The organism is Enterobacter cloacae complex sp. CDL013 (assembly GCF_049238805.1).
Taxonomy (GTDB): Bacteria; Pseudomonadota; Gammaproteobacteria; order Enterobacterales; family Enterobacteriaceae; genus Enterobacter; species Enterobacter hormaechei_C.
Genome location: NZ_JBMKGT010000005.1, coordinates 410,521 through 428,543, shown reverse-complemented (window position 1 = coordinate 428,543; position 18,023 = coordinate 410,521). Strand labels below are relative to the sequence as shown.

Annotated in this window: 15 protein-coding genes; 8 read left to right on the top strand and 7 right to left on the bottom strand. The window is 55.5% G+C overall.

All coding sequences use genetic code 11. The features are described 5' to 3' along the window. Window positions 1-28: 28 nt before the first annotated feature. Window positions 29-2,458: a glucose/quinate/shikimate family membrane-bound PQQ-dependent dehydrogenase gene (locus ACOTXD_RS12750; RefSeq protein ID WP_003857512.1), complete on the bottom strand. Its 2,430-nt coding sequence runs from the start codon at window positions 2,456-2,458 to the stop codon at window positions 29-31. A gap of 347 nt (window positions 2,459-2,805) precedes the next feature. Continuing rightward, on the bottom strand, window positions 2,806-3,225 hold the full coding sequence (locus ACOTXD_RS12745; protein WP_061856151.1) for a translesion error-prone DNA polymerase V autoproteolytic subunit: 420 nt from the start codon (window positions 3,223-3,225) through the stop codon (window positions 2,806-2,808). A 325-nt stretch (window positions 3,226-3,550) separates the two neighbouring features. Between ACOTXD_RS12745 and ACOTXD_RS12740 the strand changes: the two genes are divergently transcribed. Then, window positions 3,551-3,751 (top strand): hypothetical protein, encoded by a 201-nt coding sequence (locus ACOTXD_RS12740; protein ID WP_003857516.1) that lies wholly within the window; start codon window positions 3,551-3,553, stop codon window positions 3,749-3,751. Between the two features lie 46 nt (window positions 3,752-3,797). On the opposite strand, the gene ACOTXD_RS12735 is transcribed toward ACOTXD_RS12740, so the two are convergent. Next, window positions 3,798-4,664: an aldo/keto reductase family oxidoreductase gene (locus ACOTXD_RS12735; RefSeq protein ID WP_061856152.1), complete on the bottom strand. Its 867-nt coding sequence runs from the start codon at window positions 4,662-4,664 to the stop codon at window positions 3,798-3,800. Window positions 4,665-4,808: 144 nt separating this feature from the next. Between ACOTXD_RS12735 and tcp the strand changes: the two genes are divergently transcribed. Then, the gene (gene tcp, locus ACOTXD_RS12730) at window positions 4,809-6,470 is read left to right on the top strand and encodes a methyl-accepting chemotaxis citrate transducer (protein ID WP_050871154.1); all 1,662 of its coding nucleotides are present in this window, start codon (window positions 4,809-4,811) and stop codon (window positions 6,468-6,470) included. A 32-nt stretch (window positions 6,471-6,502) separates the two neighbouring features. Here tcp and smrA read toward each other — a convergent pair whose 3' ends face one another. Then, window positions 6,503-7,066, bottom strand: a complete 564-nt coding sequence (gene smrA, locus ACOTXD_RS12725; RefSeq protein WP_003857522.1) for a DNA endonuclease SmrA — start codon at window positions 7,064-7,066, stop codon at window positions 6,503-6,505. A 348-nt stretch (window positions 7,067-7,414) separates the two neighbouring features. Further along, window positions 7,415-8,320 carry a LysR family transcriptional regulator gene (locus tag ACOTXD_RS12720; protein WP_003857524.1) on the bottom strand — a complete coding sequence of 302 codons (906 nt, stop codon included), beginning with the start codon at window positions 8,318-8,320 and terminating at the stop codon, window positions 7,415-7,417. A 175-nt stretch (window positions 8,321-8,495) separates the two neighbouring features. Between ACOTXD_RS12720 and ACOTXD_RS12715 the strand changes: the two genes are divergently transcribed. The 6 genes from ACOTXD_RS12715 to uspE all read left to right on the top strand — a co-directional run bounded on the left by ACOTXD_RS12715 (window position 8,496) and on the right by uspE (window position 15,371). Beyond that, window positions 8,496-9,806, top strand: coding sequence for a M20 family metallo-hydrolase (locus ACOTXD_RS12715; RefSeq protein ID WP_032658257.1), 1,311 nt, complete (start codon window positions 8,496-8,498; stop codon window positions 9,804-9,806). Continuing rightward, window positions 9,806-11,251 carry a M20 family metallopeptidase gene (locus tag ACOTXD_RS12710; protein ID WP_003857528.1) on the top strand — a complete coding sequence of 482 codons (1,446 nt, stop codon included), beginning with the start codon at window positions 9,806-9,808 and terminating at the stop codon, window positions 11,249-11,251. Before ACOTXD_RS12715 ends, ACOTXD_RS12710 begins: the two co-directional genes overlap by 1 nt. A gap of 44 nt (window positions 11,252-11,295) precedes the next feature. Then, entirely contained in the window at window positions 11,296-12,822 is a 1,527-nt protein-coding gene (abgT, locus tag ACOTXD_RS12705) for a p-aminobenzoyl-glutamate transporter (RefSeq protein WP_022651040.1), read from the top strand. 9 nt (window positions 12,823-12,831) lie between these two features. After that, window positions 12,832-13,347: a methylated-DNA--[protein]-cysteine S-methyltransferase gene (gene ogt, locus ACOTXD_RS12700; RefSeq protein WP_061856153.1), complete on the top strand. Its 516-nt coding sequence runs from the start codon at window positions 12,832-12,834 to the stop codon at window positions 13,345-13,347. Between the two features lie 183 nt (window positions 13,348-13,530). Continuing rightward, entirely contained in the window at window positions 13,531-14,283 is a 753-nt protein-coding gene (gene fnr / locus ACOTXD_RS12695; protein ID WP_000611906.1) for a fumarate/nitrate reduction transcriptional regulator Fnr, read from the top strand. A gap of 137 nt (window positions 14,284-14,420) precedes the next feature. Then, window positions 14,421-15,371: a universal stress protein UspE gene (uspE, locus tag ACOTXD_RS12690; RefSeq protein ID WP_003857535.1), complete on the top strand. Its 951-nt coding sequence runs from the start codon at window positions 14,421-14,423 to the stop codon at window positions 15,369-15,371. Between the two features lie 38 nt (window positions 15,372-15,409). Here the strand turns inward: uspE and ACOTXD_RS12685 are convergent, their stop codons facing one another. Together ACOTXD_RS12685 and pntB are read right to left on the bottom strand one after the other, a co-directional pair. Next, window positions 15,410-16,522 carry a mechanosensitive ion channel family protein gene (locus tag ACOTXD_RS12685; RefSeq protein WP_003857538.1) on the bottom strand — a complete coding sequence of 371 codons (1,113 nt, stop codon included), beginning with the start codon at window positions 16,520-16,522 and terminating at the stop codon, window positions 15,410-15,412. A 107-nt stretch (window positions 16,523-16,629) separates the two neighbouring features. Then, window positions 16,630-18,018 carry a Re/Si-specific NAD(P)(+) transhydrogenase subunit beta gene (gene pntB / locus ACOTXD_RS12680; protein WP_003857541.1) on the bottom strand — a complete coding sequence of 463 codons (1,389 nt, stop codon included), beginning with the start codon at window positions 18,016-18,018 and terminating at the stop codon, window positions 16,630-16,632. Window positions 18,019-18,023: the final 5 nt, after the last annotated feature.

The window sequence follows — 18,023 nt, the reverse complement described above, 5'->3', positions numbered from 1 at the left end:
CGACGGGGCCAGGCTGCTTATTTCGCTGTTATTTATCCAGCGCGTAGGCAATCACGTAGTCACCACGATCCGGCGACTGTCGTGCACCGCCGGCAGAGATCAGAATGTACTGTTTGCCGGTTTTCGGTGATACATAGCTGATAGGTCCGCCCTGGCTACCCACCGGGAGACGCGCTTTCCACACTTCTTCCCCCGTAGAGGAATCAAAGGCGCGCAGGTAGTAATCCTGGGTTCCCGCAATGAAGACCAGACCGCCCTGCGTGGCCAGCGTACCGCCCAGCGTCGGCATACCGACAGGCATCTGCATACGCATTTTTACCCCAAACGGACCGGTATCCTGAACGGTACCGACCGGCACCTGCCAGACGATTTTCTGTGTTTTCAGGTCAATCGCAGAGAGAGAGCCAAACGGTGGTTTCTGGCACGGAATACCCAGCGGTGACATGAAACGGTTTTTGTTGACCGAATACGGCGTTCCTTTCATCGGAACAGCGCCCATACCGGCGTTCACGGCTTCACCGCCCGTGTTTGCCACTGCGCTTTGCGGATCTTGTTTAATCAGCTGGACCCACAGACCCAGACGCATGTCGTTGACGAAGATGTACTGGTTGTTCGGATCCGTGGACAGACTACCCCAGTTCATTCCCCCCAGCGAGCCCGGGAAGCTCAGGGAAATATCGGTTCCCGGCATCGTGTACAGACCGTCATAACGCATTGATTTGAAGCTGATACGACAGGCCAGCTGGTCAAACGGCGTCGCCCCCCACATATCCGATTCTTTCAGGGTTTCCGCGCCAATCTGCGGCATCCCCACAGAGCGCGGCTGCGTTGCCGGGTACTGTTCACGTGGAATATCCGCTGGTTTTACCGGAACCTCTTTCACTTCAGTGAGCGGTTTACCCGTCAGGCGATCAAGAACATAAATTTGCCCCGCTTTGGTGCCCACCACCACCGCGGGCTTGTTGCCCTCTTTTGTCGGGAAATCAACCAGGCTCGGCTGCATCGGGATATCGAAATCCCAGAGGTCGTTATGCACGGTCTGGTATACCCACTTCTCTTTCCCGGTAGTCGCATCCAGCGCGAGGATTGAGGTGGCGTATTTATGATCTTCCGGAATACGGTCAGCGCCCCACAGGTCGACGGAGGAACTCCCCATCGGGATAAACACGGTATTCATCGACGCATCCCAGGACATAGGGGCCCAGGAGTTTGCAGAGCTACGTTTGTAGTGTTCGCCCGGCTTCAGAACATAGTTCGGATCCGGATTACGCGGGTCGAACGCCCAGCGCAGCTGGCCGGTGATCACGTCATAACCACGTATAACACCTCCCGGCATATCGGTGCTGACGTTATCCGCAACGCGGCCACCAACGACAACCGTCGTACCCGCCAGCGTCGGGGCCGACGTCAGCACGTAGGTGGGATCTGACGCGTCGCCCATCCCTTCATGCAGGTTAACGCTGCCGTTAGTACCGAAGTCCGGGCAGAATTTGCCGTTATCGGCGTCTAACGCGATCAGCTTACCGTCAATGGTATTCATCAGGATACGGCGCTGGCATGCAGCGCCCGGTGCGACCTGCGCTGGCAGAACCGGCGTGGAGCCCGCTACCGTTGGCTGTGCCAGCGGTTTGGTGGCATCAAAGTATGCCAGGCCACGGCAGCGCATCCAGATTGCAGACTTGGCGTTGATTTCCGCTTTCCAGATCTCTTTCCCGCTATCGGCATCCACGGCGATCACGTTGTTATGCGGCGTACAGAGGAAGACACGATCGCCAACCTGTAGCGGCGTTTGCTGATCTTCTGCGCCATTGCCGTCCGGACTTTCCGGTACGTCACCGGTATGGTAGGTCCAGACCGGTTTCAGGTTTTTCACGTTGTCACGGGTTATCTGGTCCAGCGCCACAAAGCGACTACCGCCGGCCGTATTACCGTAGTGATCCCAGTTCTGCTGTTTCGCATCATCTTTTACCGGTACCAGCGGACGTTTTTCACCGCTAAACGGCACGGTCGGATGGGGTTGAAACATCTGAACAAAGGTGACGCCCATGGCGATAATAAGGACCGCGCAGACCCCCAGGGCCCCTTTTGCGCAGGACGGTTTTCCTTCACGTTTACGCAATGCAGGCCAGGTGGCAGCTGCCAGCACCATCAGCCCGGCGGGTACCATTAAACGGGAAACCAGCGGCCAGAAGTCGAGCCCGGCATCGAAAAATGCCCAAATCAGGGTGCCAAGAAACACCAGGGCAAACAGCCCCACGGCAGAGGACTTGCGGCGGAAGAACTGAATCGCAGAGAGCAGAGTGATAACCCCGGCGATGAGAAAATACCAACTCCCCCCCAGGGAAACCAGTTTAAAACCGCCGATAGCAAAAAAGAGCCCCGTTACAAGAAGTATCACACCCACCAGCAGGCACCACGGGCCTAACCAGCCGGATGAGCGGGGATTATTGTCTGACATAAAAATGAATCTCCTGATTACTTTATAACAGCAGGGTTTTATTGACTGCCACGATGCTAAAACCCTGCGTAACATCAATTGTTCGTGTGCGAATCATAAATTAAAATTATAATGTAGACAAAATGTATTCTGTCGGAAGAAAAGAAAACTCACTAAAGTGCAGGAACATAACAAAATAAAAAAAATGGGATATCACTCTGTAATTCGCCAATACCAGAATATTTGACCAGTCAGTTCCGGCTTATGCGATGAATATCAGGTTTGCCGACAAGACAGCCCAGGTGCCGTAAGATTTTTGCATGATGAGAATTAACTTATTGCCTATTAATTAAGCTTCACAAACACGATCAGCTCGCGGATTTCACGATATACGTCACTACACCAAAGATATCGAGCGTATCGTCGCTGCCGACAATAATCGGTGAATAGGCGCTGTTCATGGGGTTGAGTTGAATATTGGGACGCAGCTGGAGGCGCTTCACGGTAAATTCGCCCTCTACCGCCGCAATCACGATATCGCCATGCTCAGGCTTGCGGGAACTGTCCACCACCAGCAAATCACCGTTATTGATCCCCCCTTCTATCATCGAGTCACCGGCGGCTTTGACAAAGTAAGTGGAGCTGGGATGGGCCACTAATAACTCGTTTAAATCGATACGCCGCTCTACATAATCCGCTGCCGGGCTGGGGAAGCCGCACTGTACTAAGTCGCTGAAAAGTGGAATAGCAACGATTTCACGCAACTCTGCGGGTCTTAAAAAGATCATGATAAACACCTCCATACTGTTTTTATATACAGTAGTTTTAACTGAGGTATCGATCAAGCCATGTCAGCGTAAGCGGCTGGCTACGCCTTAACCGCTTCGCTTATAACCCCCTATAGCAATGAAGATTATTTGTTTTGTAAATTTTTACGCACAGACAAGCGTAACGCGTCATAAAACATCACTACGCAATGACTTTCAAATGACTATAAAAACAAAACAAAGTAACCACAAATCACTCCACATACACTATACGTTGACTTTATATTTAGACTAGCGCATATTTTACAGCACAAATTAACAAGACAATTTTTGGAGGACGTTTTCTATGCCCGCCCGTGATTATCCCGATAAGCGTGTTGCTCGCGGTGTCGCAAAGGAGGCCGAACTCAGGATGTTAAGTGCGCGCATCGATCCTGCGCTGATGGAGTACATCCGCATTACTGCGTATGAAACACGGAAAAGTAAGCAGGAAATCGTGGCGGAAGCGTTAGCGCTTCACCGCCAAAGAAGTCAGATTGGATCATAAACAGCAAAAGCCCGAAAAATCCTCCGGGCTTTTGCTGGTATCGGGATTACCCCACCAGAGAATTTAACGTCTCCAGCGCCTCAGGCGGCAATACCAGATCGACTGCCGCCAGGTTTTCACGCAGATGCGCCACCGATGAGGTTCCCGGGATCAAGAGGATATTTGGCGAGCGTTGCAGCAGCCATGCCAGCGCCACCTGCATCGGCGTCGCGCCCAGTGAATCCGCCACCGCCTGTAGTCCGGAAGATTGCAGTGGCGTGAAACCACCCAGCGGGAAGAACGGCACCCAGGCAATCCCCTGCTGCGCCAGCGAATCAACCAGCGCATCGTCACCGCGATTCACAACGTTGTACATGTTCTGTACGCACACCACGGAAACCATCTTATGCGCTTCAGCAACCTGCGAAGCGGTGACGTTGCTCAGCCCAATATGACGAACCAGCCCCTGCTGTTGCAGCTCCGCAAGGGTGCTCAGCGGCGCGGCAATCGAGCCTTCCGCCGGTCCGTGGGCGCTAAACATGATCCGCAGGTTAACCACGTCCAGCACATCCCGCTTCAGGTTACGCAGGTTATCATGCACCGCCTGCGTCAGCTCCTGCGCGGAAAACGCCGGCAGCCAGGAGGCATCCTCGCCGCGTCGGGCTCCGATCTTGGTCACAATCGTAAGGTCGTCCCGGTACGGATGAAGCGCCTCGCAGATAAGCTGGTTGGTCACATGAGGTCCGTAAAAATCGCTGGTATCAATGTGATTCACACCCAACGCCACCGCTTCACGCAGCACCGCCAGCGCCGCATTTTTATCTTTTGGCGGACCAAAAACGCCAGGCCCGGCAAGCTGCATCGCGCCATAGCCAAATCGTTTAACCGTACGCGTTCCGAGCGTGAACGTTCCGCTTTTATCTATGCTGCTCATGCTGACCTTCCTCATAAAAATGATCCGGATTTACAACAGGTTCCGCAACGAAACCATTAGTTAAGCAATAGTAAAATTAAAGTTTAAATTCGCTACGACGATAGTATTGATGTAACCCTGCCTCTTCTCTTACGGATGACCGCCATGCTGAAAAATCTGCACGTGATTACCGGTATTATCTTTGCCCTCACCATATTCTGTCTGCTGCAAGTTGTCACGGGAGGGTTGTTCTACTCTGCCGTTAACAACGATCGTCACAACTTTCAGAACTCCGGGTTACTCAATGCCCAACAGGAAAGCCTGAGCGACAGCGTTAACACGCTGGTGAAAACGCGCGTTACCGTTACCCGCGTGGCGATCCGCTACCTGAAAAACCAGCGCGATCCGGCCTCTCTCGCGGCGATCAACACGCTGCTGGGCACCGCCAACGGTTCGCTGGCCAAAGCCGAAGACTATTACAAAAACTGGCAGGCTATTCCGCAGGTGAAGGGCCAGCATGCCGCGCTCACCGAAGAGATGCAGAAAGCCTGGAAGCAAATGCACGAGGTGATGCGCTTGTCCATTGAGTATCTGCGCGCCGATAACTATCAGGCCTATGGCGACCTGGACGCCCAGCAGGCGCAGGATGAGATGGAGGCGGTCTATACCCGCTGGCGCGCTGAAAACAACGTTCTGCTGAAAGCCGCCGCCGAAGAGAACCAGAGCAGCTTTACCCAGATGCAGTGGACGCTGGCGGCGATCTTCCTGACCGTGATCGCCGTGCTGGTGGTGATCTGGCAGGGTTTACAGCACCTGCTCCTGAAACCGCTCAACGCCATCATGAACCATATTCGCACCATCGCGAGCGGCGATCTGACGCAAAATGTCGCGATTACCGGGCGCAACGAGATGGGCCAGCTGGCTGCTGGTCTGCACGAGATGCAGCAGTCGCTGGTGAGCACCGTCAGCGCCGTGCGCGGCAGCACAGATTCTATCTACACGGGCGCAGGAGAAATTGCCGCCGGAAGTAACGACCTTTCCGCCCGAACCGAGCAGCAGGCAGCCTCGCTGGAAGAGACCGCCGCCAGCATGGAAGAGCTGACTGCCACGGTGAAACAGAACTCGGATAACGCCCGCCAGGCGACGCTGCTGGCGAAGAATGCGTCTGAAACCGCCGCACGCGGCGGTCAGGTGGTGGATAACGTGGTGCGTACCATGAATGACATTGCCGACAGTTCTCAGCAAATTGCGCATATCACCGGCGTTATCGATAGTATTGCCTTCCAGACCAATATTCTCGCGCTCAACGCGGCGGTTGAAGCCGCCCGTGCCGGGGAACAAGGTCGCGGCTTTGCGGTCGTGGCAGGTGAAGTACGGACGCTGGCCAGCCGCAGCGCGCAGGCGGCAAAAGAGATCAAAGGGCTTATCGAGAACTCTGTCAGCCGGGTGAATACCGGCTCGGAACAGGTGAGCGAGGCGGGTGCGACCATGAAAGAGATCGTCGCGGCCGTGACGCGCGTAACCGATATTATGGCTGAGATTTCCTCGGCGTCTGACGAGCAGAGCCGCGGTATAGAGCAGGTCAGCCTGGCGGTCTCGCAGATGGACAGCGTCACGCAGCAAAACGCCGCGCTGGTACAGGAGTCGGCAACGGCGGCGGCGGCGCTGGAAGATCAGTCTGAACAGCTGCGTCAGGCCGTGGCGGCATTCCGGCTGAACGCTCAGGCATCGCCGGCGGCTCGCCCTAAAAACGTGAAAACGCCCGTACTGCTGCGCCCGTCAGCGGCAGGCGCGAATACAGCTGACGCGAACTGGGAAACCTTCTGAGTGACAGGCGGGCATATCGCCCGCCTTCATGATTAGCGGCTGCGCTTGGCGTGGCGTTCCCAGTTATCTCGCTTCGCATCCTCTGACTTACGCAACGAGACATAGCATGCTCCGCTGCCGCCGTGATGCGGCTGCGCTTCGCAAAAGGCCTGTACTTCGTCGAACTCGGTCAACCAGCGCGCAAGATAGCTGCGCACTACGTTAGGGTGCGACTGCTGTTCACGCCCTTTACCATGCACGATGATCAGGTTGCGTAGCCCGTCACGTCCGGCCTGGCGAATAAAGGAATAGACCAGCTGGCGGCATTGCTCCGCAGGCTGGCGTAACAGCGTTAAGCTGGCCTGACGGGAATATTTGCCGGAACGCAGCTTATCAAATACCCCCTGCTGTACCCCTTCACGCTGGAACATCAGCGGCTCGTCAAGGGGCAACAGTTCCAGAAACCCCAGCGTCAGAAAGTTATCGAGCTGCTCAGTATCTATTTCCTGACGCGCCCGCGTGTTGCGGCTCTGCTGCCAGTGAATATCCGCGCAGCGTTTGAGCGGCTGGACATCCTCCATGGCGTCAAGAAAAAGTGATTTGTCGTCAGGGTTCATGGAAATCCTCCGGCTACATCTGAGTGATGTACTATACCTGCGCCCGTTGCGGGTCTCAATCACCCGGGCACGGGTACAAATAATGGCTTAAGGAACAGATAATCGCAGACGCAATAAATTTAATCTAACCTTAACTTAAATTTCAGCCGTAATTAATTAAATAAATACGTTAAAAAATCGTGAAATCAATCACTCAACGTCCTTCTCTTTTAAGAAAAAGCTGTTATAACTTAATAAACCTGCCCAATGGATAATGCATGTAGGATCCGCGAAAGGATGCACGACTGTGTGTTCTGTGGAGTCTGTCTGATGTCGGGCAGACTCTATTTTTTATTGTTGTTATTTTTATTAAATTAATTTCCTGGCCTCTCTTCGAAACTGCGTGATTAATGATTCGGCAAGCGGTGTCTGGCGAGAATCACGACGCTGAATTAAATAATATGCCGCTTTAGGCAGGGTTTCGACAACCGGCAGCATTATCAGACGGTGCGCCAGAAGCGGATCGCAGCCCAGCTCCTGCGGTAAAATGCTGATGAAATCGCTTTGTGCGACGAGGCTAATACAGGAGGAAAAGGTCTCACAGACAACGCCAATTCGCGGTATTTGAGAGCGATGGTTAAAAGTATCCTGCAACTGCTTATAATAACTTCCCCGGGGCGTAGGCATCGTCCAGTTATATTGCAGAAGCTCATTAATTGAGGTCGCCCCTGTCGCCGGATGTCCTGCCCGACAAAATACGGCAAAAGGCTTTTCGAACAGCTTTTCAAACGTAAATTCGTGATCGTACGGCCCCTGATAATAGGTATTGATGGTAAAGTCCAGCTCACCCTGACGTAATTCATTAATCATCGACACCAGCTGGCCTTCCATAATCCGAACGTTGACCTGAGGATGCTGCGCATGAAAACGCGTAATGACGGCTGGCATCAGGCTGCGTGAAATGCTGGCTCCCATCCCAATATTGATCTGCCCGGCGAGTTCGCCCTGCCGCTGGCGGATGTCATCCTGCGCCGCGCGTAGCTCTTCCAGAATCAAATTAGCGCGGTGATAAAATCCTTCCCCGCACTCGGTCAGCGCGACGCCTTTACTCCTGCGCACAAACAGCTGGGCCGCCATACCCTCCTCCAGCTCTTTAATGGATTTGGTCAGCGCGGGCTGCGAAAGATTAAGCGTCCGGCTGGCGCCGCGAATACTGCCCTGTCGCGCCACCTCGACAAACGCCCTGATTTGATGAAATTTAATCTGAAATGACATAACGCAACCGATAACCGTTGTTTATCAGAGTAAAGAAACTGTCATCTACTTTAATGGAAACGGATGTGCGAGGGTAATTCCTGAACGGTTAAAACTGTGAAAAAACGATTAGTGATAAGTAAAAACTATCACAGCGTGAAGCAGTTCACATATTTTAATGATGACAGGAAAAGATATGAACGCACTGGCGCAGTACATCCAGACATTAGCCCCACAACTGAGCGCATGGCGTCGCGATTTCCACCATTTCGCGGAATCCGGTTGGGTGGAGTTTCGCACTGCGGCAAAAGTGGCGGAGATCCTCGCCTCACTGGGTTACGAGCTGGCGATGGGTCGCGACGTGGTCGACGCCGAAAGCCGTATGGGACTGCCCGATGACGCCACCCTTTCGCGAGAGTTTGCCCGCGCCCGGGCGCAGGGCGCGCCGGAGAAATGGCTGGCGCCGTTTGAGGGCGGGTTCACCGGCATTGTCGCGACCCTGAATACCGGCCGCCCGGGCCCAACCCTGGCGTTTCGCGTGGACATGGACGCCCTTGATTTAAGCGAAGCGCTCGACGACAGCCATCGCCCGTTCCGCGACGGGTTTGCCTCCTGCAATCCGGGAATGATGCACGCCTGTGGCCACGACGGGCATACCACCATTGGTCTGGGGCTCGCGCAGGTGCTTAAGCAGTATGAAGCGCAGCTCAACGGCACCATCAAACTGATCTTCCAGCCTGCCGAAGAGGGTACGCGCGGCGCGCGCGCTATGGTCGCCGCAGGCGCGCTGGACGGCGTAGACTACTTTACCGCCATTCATATCGGAACCGGCGTTCCGGAAGGGACAGTGATCTGCGGCAGCGATAACTTCATGGCGACCACCAAATTTGACGTGCGCTTTACCGGAGTCGCCGCACACGCTGGCGGTAAACCGGAAGAGGGCCGTAACGCCCTGCTTGCTGCTGCCCAGGCCGCTATCGCGCTGCATGGCATCGCGCCACACAGCGAAGGCGCGTCCCGGGTTAACGTCGGGGTCATGCAGGCGGGCAGCGGACGCAACGTGGTTCCGGCTGATGCGTTACTTAAGGTTGAAACCCGCGGCGAAAGCGAGGCCATTAATCAGTATGTCTTTGAGCGCGCGCAGGCGGTAATTACCGGCGCGGCGGCGCTCTATGGCGTAACAGCCGGGATAAACCTGATGGGGGCGGCGACCTCCAGCGTCCCTTCCCCGGCCTGGGTCGATTATCTGCGCGAGCAGGCAAGCCAGGTGCCCGGTGTGACTCATGCCATTAATAAGGTCAAAGCGCCTGCGGGCTCCGAAGACGCCACGCTAATGATGGCCCGCGTGCAGCAGAACGGCGGCATGGCCTCGTATATGGTTTTCGGCACCCAGCTGAGCGCCGGACATCACAACGAAAAATTCGATTTTGATGAGCAGGTGATGAACGTTGCCATCGAAACGCTGGCGCGAACTGCGCTTAATTTCCCGTGGACGCGAGGTGTGTAATGCAGGAGAACTACGCTTTTATCGCTGATGCCATCGACACGCGATGTCAGACGTTTACCGATATTGCCGACGACATCTGGGATCATCCCGAAACGCGCTTTGAAGAGTTCTGGTCCGCCGAACGCCTCGCCAGCGCGCTGGAAGCCGAGGGCTTTACCCTGACGCGGGAAGCCGGAGGCATTCCCAACGCCTTTATTGCCAGCTACGGCAGCGGCAAGCCCGTTATCGCCCTTCTGGGCGAATACGATGCCCTGGCCGGGCTAAGCCAGCAGGCACACTGCGCGACGGCGCAATCCGCCACCCCGGGGGCGAACGGCCACGGCTGCGGGCATAACCTCTTAGGCACGGCTGCCTTTGCCGGGGCGGTGGCGGTGAAAAGCTGGCTGGAACAGCACGGCGGCAGCGGAACGGTGCGTTTTTACGGCTGTCCCGGCGAGGAAGGCGGCTCCGGTAAAACCTTTATGGTGCGTGAAGGATTATTTGACGACGTGGACGCTGCCGTGACATGGCACCCGGAAGCCTTTGCCGGGATGTTTAACGTCAGCACGCTGGCCAATATTCAGGCCGCCTGGCGGTTTAAGGGGATCGCCGCCCATGCCGCTAACTCCCCACATCTGGGACGCAGCGCGCTGGATGCCGTGACGTTGATGACCACCGGCACAAACTTCCTCAACGAACACATCATTGAAAAAGCGCGCGTTCATTACGCCATCACCGATACCGGCGGAATTTCGCCTAACGTGGTGCAGGCCCAGGCCGAGGTGCTGTACCTGATCCGCGCCCCGGAGATGGCCGATGCGCAGCAGATCTACGCGCGCATCGAGAAAATCGCCCAGGGCGCGGCGATGATGACCGAAACCACCGTCGAGTGCCGCTTTGATAAAGCCTGCTCCAGCTATCTGCCGAACCGAACGCTCGAAGCGGCGATGTACCGCGCATTGCAGCATTACGGCACGCCGGCCTGGACGGAAGAGGAACGCGAATTTGCCCGTAAAATCCGCGCTACGCTCACGGCAAACGATCTGCAAAACAGCCTGAAAAACATTGCCGCAACGGGGGCCGAAGAGGGAAAAGCGTTTGCCCGACGCCATCAGGAGACGTTGCTGGTGGATGAAGTTGCCCCTTATGCCATCACCGATAACGTGCTGGCAGGCTCCACCGATGTGGGGGATGTCAGCTGGAAGATGCCTGTCGCACAGTGCTTTAGCCCCTGTTTTACCGTGGGCACCCCGCTGCATACCTGGCAATTAGTGGCGCAGGGGCGTACCTCTATTGCCCATAAAGGCATGTTGCTGGCCGGAAAAGTGATGGGCGCGACCGCGCTGCATCTGCTTCAGGATGCCGACCTGTTGCGAAAATGCCGGGAAGAGTTCGAACAACACATAACAGAAAAACCGTACGAGTGTCCGATCCCGCAGGGCGTGACACCGTCACCTTTAAAATAAAAAAACACAACACAACAACACAACAACAGTCCCGAGGAACGCCCATGAGTATGTCTTCCATACCTTCGCATTCCCCATCCGGTAAGCTCTATGGCTGGGTTGAAAGGATCGGCAATAAAGTGCCGCACCCTTTCCTGCTTTTTATCTATTTAATTGTCATCCTGATGGTCGCGACGGCCGTGCTGTCCGCCTTTGAGGTGAGCGTGCGCAGCCCGGCCGACGGCAGCATGGTGGCAGTGAAAAACCTGCTCAGCGTTGAAGGGTTGCACTGGTTTTTGCCGAACGTGATTAAAAACTTCAGCGGTTTTGCGCCGCTGGGCGCCATCCTGGCGCTGGTGTTAGGCGCGGGACTGGCCGAGCGCGTGGGTCTCCTGCCCGCGCTGATGGTCAAAATGGCCTCGCACGTCAGCGCGCGTTATGCCAGCTATATGGTGCTGTTTATTGCCTTCTTCAGCCATATCTCGTCCGACGCGGCACTGGTGATCATGCCGCCGATGGGGGCGCTGATTTTCCTCGCCGTTGGTCGTCATCCTGTTGCGGGCCTGCTGTCGGCGATTGCGGGCGTCGGCTGTGGGTTTACCGCTAACCTGCTTATCGTGACCACCGATGTGCTGCTCTCCGGCATCAGCACAGAGGCAGCCAGCACCATCGATGCGACCATGCACGTCAGCGTGATCGACAACTGGTACTTTATGGCCAGTTCAGTGATTGTCCTGACGATTGTCGGGGGTCTGATTACCGATAAAATCATTGAGCCGCGCCTGGGTAAATGGGAAGGCCGGAGCGATGAAAAGCTGGAGACGCTGAGCAAAGAGCAGCAGTTCGGCCTGCGCGTAGCCGGGATCGTCTCGCTGGCGTTCATTGCGGTGGTGGCGCTGATGGTGGTACCGGAAAATGGCGTGCTGCGCGATCCGATCAAACACACCGTACTGCCCTCGCCGTTTATTCAGGGCATTGTGCCGCTGATAATTCTCTTCTTCTTCGTCGTTTCGCTCGCGTACGGCATCGCCACCGGCAAAATCCGCCGTCAGGGAGATCTGCCGCACCTGATGATCGAGCCGATGAAGGAGATGGCGGGTTTTATCGTGATGGTGTTCCCGCTGGCGCAGTTTGTCGCCATGTTTAACTGGAGCAACATGGGCAAGTTTATGGCCGTGAGCCTGACGGACGCGCTGGAGGCGGCGGGGTTGAGCGGTGTTCCGGCGTTTGTCGGCCTGGCGCTGCTGTCGTCCCTGCTGTGCATGTTTATTGCCAGCGGGTCGGCTATCTGGTCGATTCTGGCGCCCATCTTTGTCCCCATGTTTATGATGCTCGGCTTCCATCCGGCGTTCGCCCAGATCCTGTTCCGTGTCGCCGATTCCTCGGTGATCCCGCTGGCGCCCGTGTCACCCTTCGTTCCGCTGTTTTTAGGCTTCCTGCAACGCTACAGACCGGAGGCTAAGCTGGGTACCTACTATTCGCTGGTTCTGCCCTATCCGCTTATCTTCTTAGGGGTATGGCTGGTGATGCTGGTGGCGTGGTATCTTGTCGGCCTGCCGATTGGACCGGGTGTTTACCCGAGGCTGAACTAAGGAGTACTGATGCTGAGATTACTCGAAGATAAGATTGCGACGCCGCTGGGGCCGCTGTGGGTTATCGCGGATGAAGCGTTCAATCTGCGCGCGGTTGAATGGGAAGAGCACAGCGACCGGATGGTTGAGCTGCTCAACATCCATTATCGCGCCGAGGGATACGAGCGTGTTACTGCCCGTAATCCTAGCGGGCTGAGCGATAAACTGACGGCCTACTTCGAGGGCGATCTCAGCATTATTAATACCCTGCCAACCGCCACGGCGGGCACCCCTTTCCAGCGCGAGGTGTGGCAGGCGCTGCGTAATATTCCCTGCGGGCAGGTGATGCACTACGGTCAGCTGGCAGAACAGCTTGGTCGTGCCGGCGCGGCGCGCGCGGTCGGTGCGGCAAATGGCTCTAACCCCGTCAGCATTGTGGTGCCTTGCCATCGCGTGATTGGGCGCAACGGCACCCTCACCGGCTATGCCGGGGGCGTACAGCGCAAAGAGTGGCTGCTGCGTCACGAAGGGTATTTTCTGCTGTAATTCCCAGGCTTTTTGTGCTTAATTTTCTTCCTGTTAGGTTCATAATCCTTAATCATTCTGTGGAATTTCAAGGAGATGGCAACACGCTGCCGTCTCTTGTCTTTATTGGGGGTTTGCCAGACTTACGTCCTTACCAAAAAGATGTTAAAATTGACCAATATCAATTAAGGCTTGAGCAAACCTATGATCCCGGAAAAGCGAATTATACGACGCATTCAGTCTGGCGGTTGTGCTATCCATTGCCAGGATTGCAGCATCAGCCAGCTCTGTATCCCGTTTACTCTGAATGAGCACGAACTCGATCAGCTTGACAATATCATCGAGCGCAAAAAGCCTATTCAGAAAGGGCAGACGCTGTTTAAGGCGGGAGACGAACTGAAGTCGCTCTATGCTATCCGTTCTGGCACCATCAAAAGCTACACCATTACCGAACAGGGCGACGAGCAGATCACCGGCTTCCATCTGGCAGGCGATTTAGTCGGCTTTGACGCCATCGGCAGTGGCCATCACCCGAGCTTTGCTCAGGCGCTGGAAACCTCTATGGTCTGCGAAATTCCGTTTGAGACGCTGGACGATCTGTCCGGTAAGATGCCGAACCTGCGTCAGCAGATGATGCGTCTGATGAGCGGTGAGATCAAAGGCGATCAGGATATGATCCTGCTGCTTTCTAAGAAGAATGCCGAAGAGCGTCTGGCCGCCTTTATCTATAACCTCTCCCGCCGTTTCGCGGAACGTGGCTTCTCCCCGCGTGAATTCCGTCTGACCATGACGCGCGGTGATATTGGTAACTATCTGGGCCTGACCGTGGAAACCATCAGCCGTCTGCTGGGTCGCTTCCAGAAGAGCGGAATGCTGGCGGTTAAAGGTAAGTATATCACCATCGAAAACGGTGAAGCGCTGGCCATTCTGGCGGGTCACTCACGTAACGTGGCATAACTCTCCCGGATATCTTATGCCAGGTCGATAAATTTTCATGATTATTGATCTGGCAAAAACTTCCCCCCTGTTTCATTCAAGATATATAGGTTACTCTTTTACTTACAGACTGTGGTGACAGTAGTAAGGAGACCTGTATGGCAAAGTATCAAAACATGCTGGTGGCTATCGATCCTAATCAGGACGATCAGCCGGCATTACGACGTGCTGTGTATTTACATCAACGGATTGGTGGCAAAATTAAAGCCTTTTTGCCGATTTATGACTTCTCATACGAGATGACCACCCTTCTGTCGCCTGACGAGCGCACCGCTATGCGTCAGGGAGTGATCAGCCAGCGTACCGCGTGGATCCGCGAGCAGGCGAAGTATTACCTGGAAGCGGGCGTACCGATTGATATTAAAGTAGTCTGGCACAACCGCCCCTTCGAAGCCATTATTCAGGAAGTGGTGGCCGGTGGGCATGACCTGCTGCTGAAAATGGCGCACCAGCATGACAAACTGGAATCCGTGATTTTCACTCCAACAGACTGGCACCTGCTGCGCAAATGCCCTTGTCCGGTATGGATGGTGAAAGATCAGCCGTGGCCTGAGGGCGGGAAAGCCGTCGTGGCGGTCAATCTGGCCAGCGAAGAGGATTATCACAATTCGCTGAACGAGAAACTGGTGAAGGAGACGCTTCAGCTTGCCGACCAGGTTAACCATACTGAAGTCCATCTGGTGGGCGCCTATCCGGTTACGCCAATCAATATCGCCATCGAGCTGCCTGAATTTGACCCGAGCGTGTATAACGATGCGATTCGCGGTCAGCATCTGCTGGCCATGAAAGCGCTGCGCCAGAAATTCAGTATCGATGAGAACATGACCCACGTAGAAAAAGGGTTACCGGAAGAGGTTATTCCGGATCTGGCGGAGCATTTGCAGGCCGGGATTGTGGTGCTGGGCACCATCGGCCGGACCGGTATTTCTGCCGCGTTCCTGGGAAATACCGCCGAGCAGGTGATCGACCATCTGCGCTGCGACCTTCTGGTCATCAAACCGGATCAATATCAGACGCCGGTTGAGCTGGACGATGAGGAAGACGATTGACCCCAAAATGAAAGCCCGCCGGTAACGGCGGGCTTTTTTTATTGCGCTTCGCTCAACCGTTGCGCAGATGCCTCGTCGCCGGCATTCATCCAGGGCGCGTGCAGAACCATGCTCGGTAGCGCCAGCTTGATCTCCTGCTGGTTCAGCCCCTCCAGGATACGAATATTGATCTCCTGCTGAATATCCATGTACTTGTTGTAATCCGCCGTATTAACAATATGAACCACCTCGAAGGTCAGGCGATCGCGATCGAAGCCCAGGAAATGGGCGCGGTCAAACTTCGTTTCCCCGACGTCGGTAATGATCTGTTTGACCATCTCACCCACTGAACGCAGTTTTTCCGGCGCCGTGTCGCTGGCGACTCCGAAGGTAAAAACAATCCGCCGCGTTTGCATCCGCTTATAGTTATGCAGCGTCTGTTGCAGCAGGATGGCGTTCCCGCAGACAATCTGCTCCCCGCTCAGGCTGCGGATACGGGTGGTTTTCAGACCAATGTGCTCTACCGTCCCGGCGACATCGTTAAACACCACAAAATCGCCGATTTCGAACGGCTTATCAAAACCGATGGAGAGCGATGCAAACACGTCGCTCAGGATCGTTTGCACCGCGAGGGCGATAGCAATACCCCCTACCCCAAGGCTGGCAACCAGAGCAGTGATGTTGACGCCCGCGTTAGCAAGAATAGACAGCAGCATCACTGACCAGACAATGGCACGGAGGATAAGCCCCGTGATCACCAGCGTCACCGGGTTTTTATGGCTTCCCGGCGCCAGCATGACGTGACGAAGCCACGACACCACCCCCTGATCCATCCACAGCGCCACCTGGATAGCGAAGACCAGGAACCAGGCGTGGCTCACGGTACCAAAGAGATGATCCGGTAAGTCGACGAAACGCAGGCTGAACAACAGCGCCACGACAAAAAGCAGGACGCGGCTGGTGCGGTTAAGCATATCCGTCAGGATAAAGCGCATCCGGTTGGTGCTGGGGTGCTTGTCGCCCCAGGTGGTGATCCCTTTCTTAACGAAGGCGATCAGGCGCGTCAGCAGCCAGTACACCAGCAGAGTCACAAAGACCACCGTGGCGACGCCGATCCAGAAAGACGGCGTCATCATCAGCTCGATGATGTCGAAGCGGGACAAAAATCGCATTACACCTCCTCGTATTACACAAAGGGTAAAGTATAGACAGAGGAGAAAAGCTGGCCGCAGAAATAAGAAAACCGCCCCAGGGGGCGGTTTGTCAGGATGAAGCGAAATTACAGCGCTTTCAGGATCGCATCCACGCTGGCCTTGGCGTCGCCAAACAGCATGTGGGTGTTATCTTTAAAGAACAGCGGGTTCTGCACGCCAGCATAGCCGGTGTTCATAGAGCGTTTGAAGACAATAACGTTCTGCGCCTTCCACACTTCGAGAACAGGCATACCCGCAATCGGACTACGCGGATCGTCCTGCGCCGCCGGGTTAACGGTGTCGTTGGCGCCAATCACCAGCACGGTGTCGGTGTCGGCGAAATCATCGTTGATCTCGTCCATTTCCAGCACGATGTCGTAAGGCACCTTCGCTTCCGCCAGCAGCACGTTCATGTGGCCTGGCAGACGCCCCGCCACCGGGTGAATACCAAAGCGAACCTTGATACCGCGCGCGCGGAGTTTCTCGGTGATTTCCGCCACCGGATACTGCGCCTGCGCCACCGCCATGCCATAGCCTGGGGTGATGATGACGGAATGCGAGTTTTTCAGCATCTCTGCGGTGTCTTCCGCGCTGATTTCACGGTGTTCACCCACTTCCTCATCAGAACCGGTTGATGAACCGTCAGAACCGAAGCCACCCGCGATGACGCTGATAAACGAACGGTTCATCGCCTTACACATGATGTAAGACAGGATCGCACCGGAAGAACCGACCAGCGCACCGGTGACAATCAGCAGGTCGTTGCTCAGCATAAAGCCTGCCGCCGCCGCCGCCCAACCGGAGTAGGAGTTCAGCATGGAAACGACTACCGGCATATCTGCTCCGCCGATAGACGCCACCAGATGCCAGCCGAACGCCAGCGCGATGATGGTCATCACCAGTAACGCCAGCACCTGCAAGCCTACGCTTTCGGTACGCACGAAGACCACCAGCAGCACAAAGGAAACGACCAGCGCCGCCAGATTCAGCTTGTGGCGGTTAGGCAGCATCAGCGGTTTGGAAGAGATCTTCCCGCGCAGCTTGCCGAACGCCACAATCGACCCGGTGAAGGTCACCGCACCGATGAAGATGCCGAGGAACACTTCGGTCAGATGGATGTTCACCAGAATCGGCTCCAGGCCCGGTTCGTGGTACAGGTAGCTGTTGAAGCCCACCAGCACCGCCGCCAGACCCACGAAGCTGTGCAGAATAGCAACCAGCTCCGGCATCTCGGTCATTTCAACGCGTTTCGCCAGACGAATACCAATCGCGCCGCCGATGATCATCGCCACCAGGATCCACGCCACGTTGCCGGTGTCCGGCCCAAAGATGGTGGCAATCAGCGCAATCGCCATACCGGCGATACCGAAGTTATTTCCCTGCTGAGACGTTTCGTGTTTGGAAAGCCCCGCCAGACTGAAAATAAACAGGATTGCAGCAACAATGTATGCGGCTGTAACTAATCCTCCAGACATATGCT

What these genes read in the sequence shown, in the direction of transcription:
- ACOTXD_RS12745 (WP_061856151.1), bottom strand. Translation starts at nt 3,225, where the DNA reads ATGATCTTTTTAAGACCCGCAGAGTTGCGTGAAATCGTTGCTATTCCA.
- ACOTXD_RS12715 (WP_032658257.1), top strand. Translation starts at nt 8,496, where the DNA reads ATGAACGCACTGGCGCAGTACATCCAGACATTAGCCCCACAACTGAGC.
- tcp (WP_050871154.1), top strand. Translation starts at nt 4,809, where the DNA reads ATGCTGAAAAATCTGCACGTGATTACCGGTATTATCTTTGCCCTCACC.
- ACOTXD_RS12685 (WP_003857538.1), bottom strand. Translation starts at nt 16,522, where the DNA reads ATGCGATTTTTGTCCCGCTTCGACATCATCGAGCTGATGATGACGCCG.
- ACOTXD_RS12710 (WP_003857528.1), top strand. Translation starts at nt 9,806, where the DNA reads ATGCAGGAGAACTACGCTTTTATCGCTGATGCCATCGACACGCGATGT.
- ogt (WP_061856153.1), top strand. Translation starts at nt 12,832, where the DNA reads ATGCTGAGATTACTCGAAGATAAGATTGCGACGCCGCTGGGGCCGCTG.
- ACOTXD_RS12750 (WP_003857512.1), bottom strand. Translation starts at nt 2,458, where the DNA reads ATGTCAGACAATAATCCCCGCTCATCCGGCTGGTTAGGCCCGTGGTGC.
- uspE (WP_003857535.1), top strand. Translation starts at nt 14,421, where the DNA reads ATGGCAAAGTATCAAAACATGCTGGTGGCTATCGATCCTAATCAGGAC.
- pntB (WP_003857541.1), bottom strand. Translation starts at nt 18,018, where the DNA reads ATGTCTGGAGGATTAGTTACAGCCGCATACATTGTTGCTGCAATCCTG.
- ACOTXD_RS12720 (WP_003857524.1), bottom strand. Translation starts at nt 8,320, where the DNA reads ATGTCATTTCAGATTAAATTTCATCAAATCAGGGCGTTTGTCGAGGTG.
- ACOTXD_RS12735 (WP_061856152.1), bottom strand. Translation starts at nt 4,664, where the DNA reads ATGAGCAGCATAGATAAAAGCGGAACGTTCACGCTCGGAACGCGTACG.
- abgT (WP_022651040.1), top strand. Translation starts at nt 11,296, where the DNA reads ATGAGTATGTCTTCCATACCTTCGCATTCCCCATCCGGTAAGCTCTAT.
- smrA (WP_003857522.1), bottom strand. Translation starts at nt 7,066, where the DNA reads ATGAACCCTGACGACAAATCACTTTTTCTTGACGCCATGGAGGATGTC.
- fnr (WP_000611906.1), top strand. Translation starts at nt 13,531, where the DNA reads ATGATCCCGGAAAAGCGAATTATACGACGCATTCAGTCTGGCGGTTGT.
- ACOTXD_RS12740 (WP_003857516.1), top strand. Translation starts at nt 3,551, where the DNA reads ATGCCCGCCCGTGATTATCCCGATAAGCGTGTTGCTCGCGGTGTCGCA.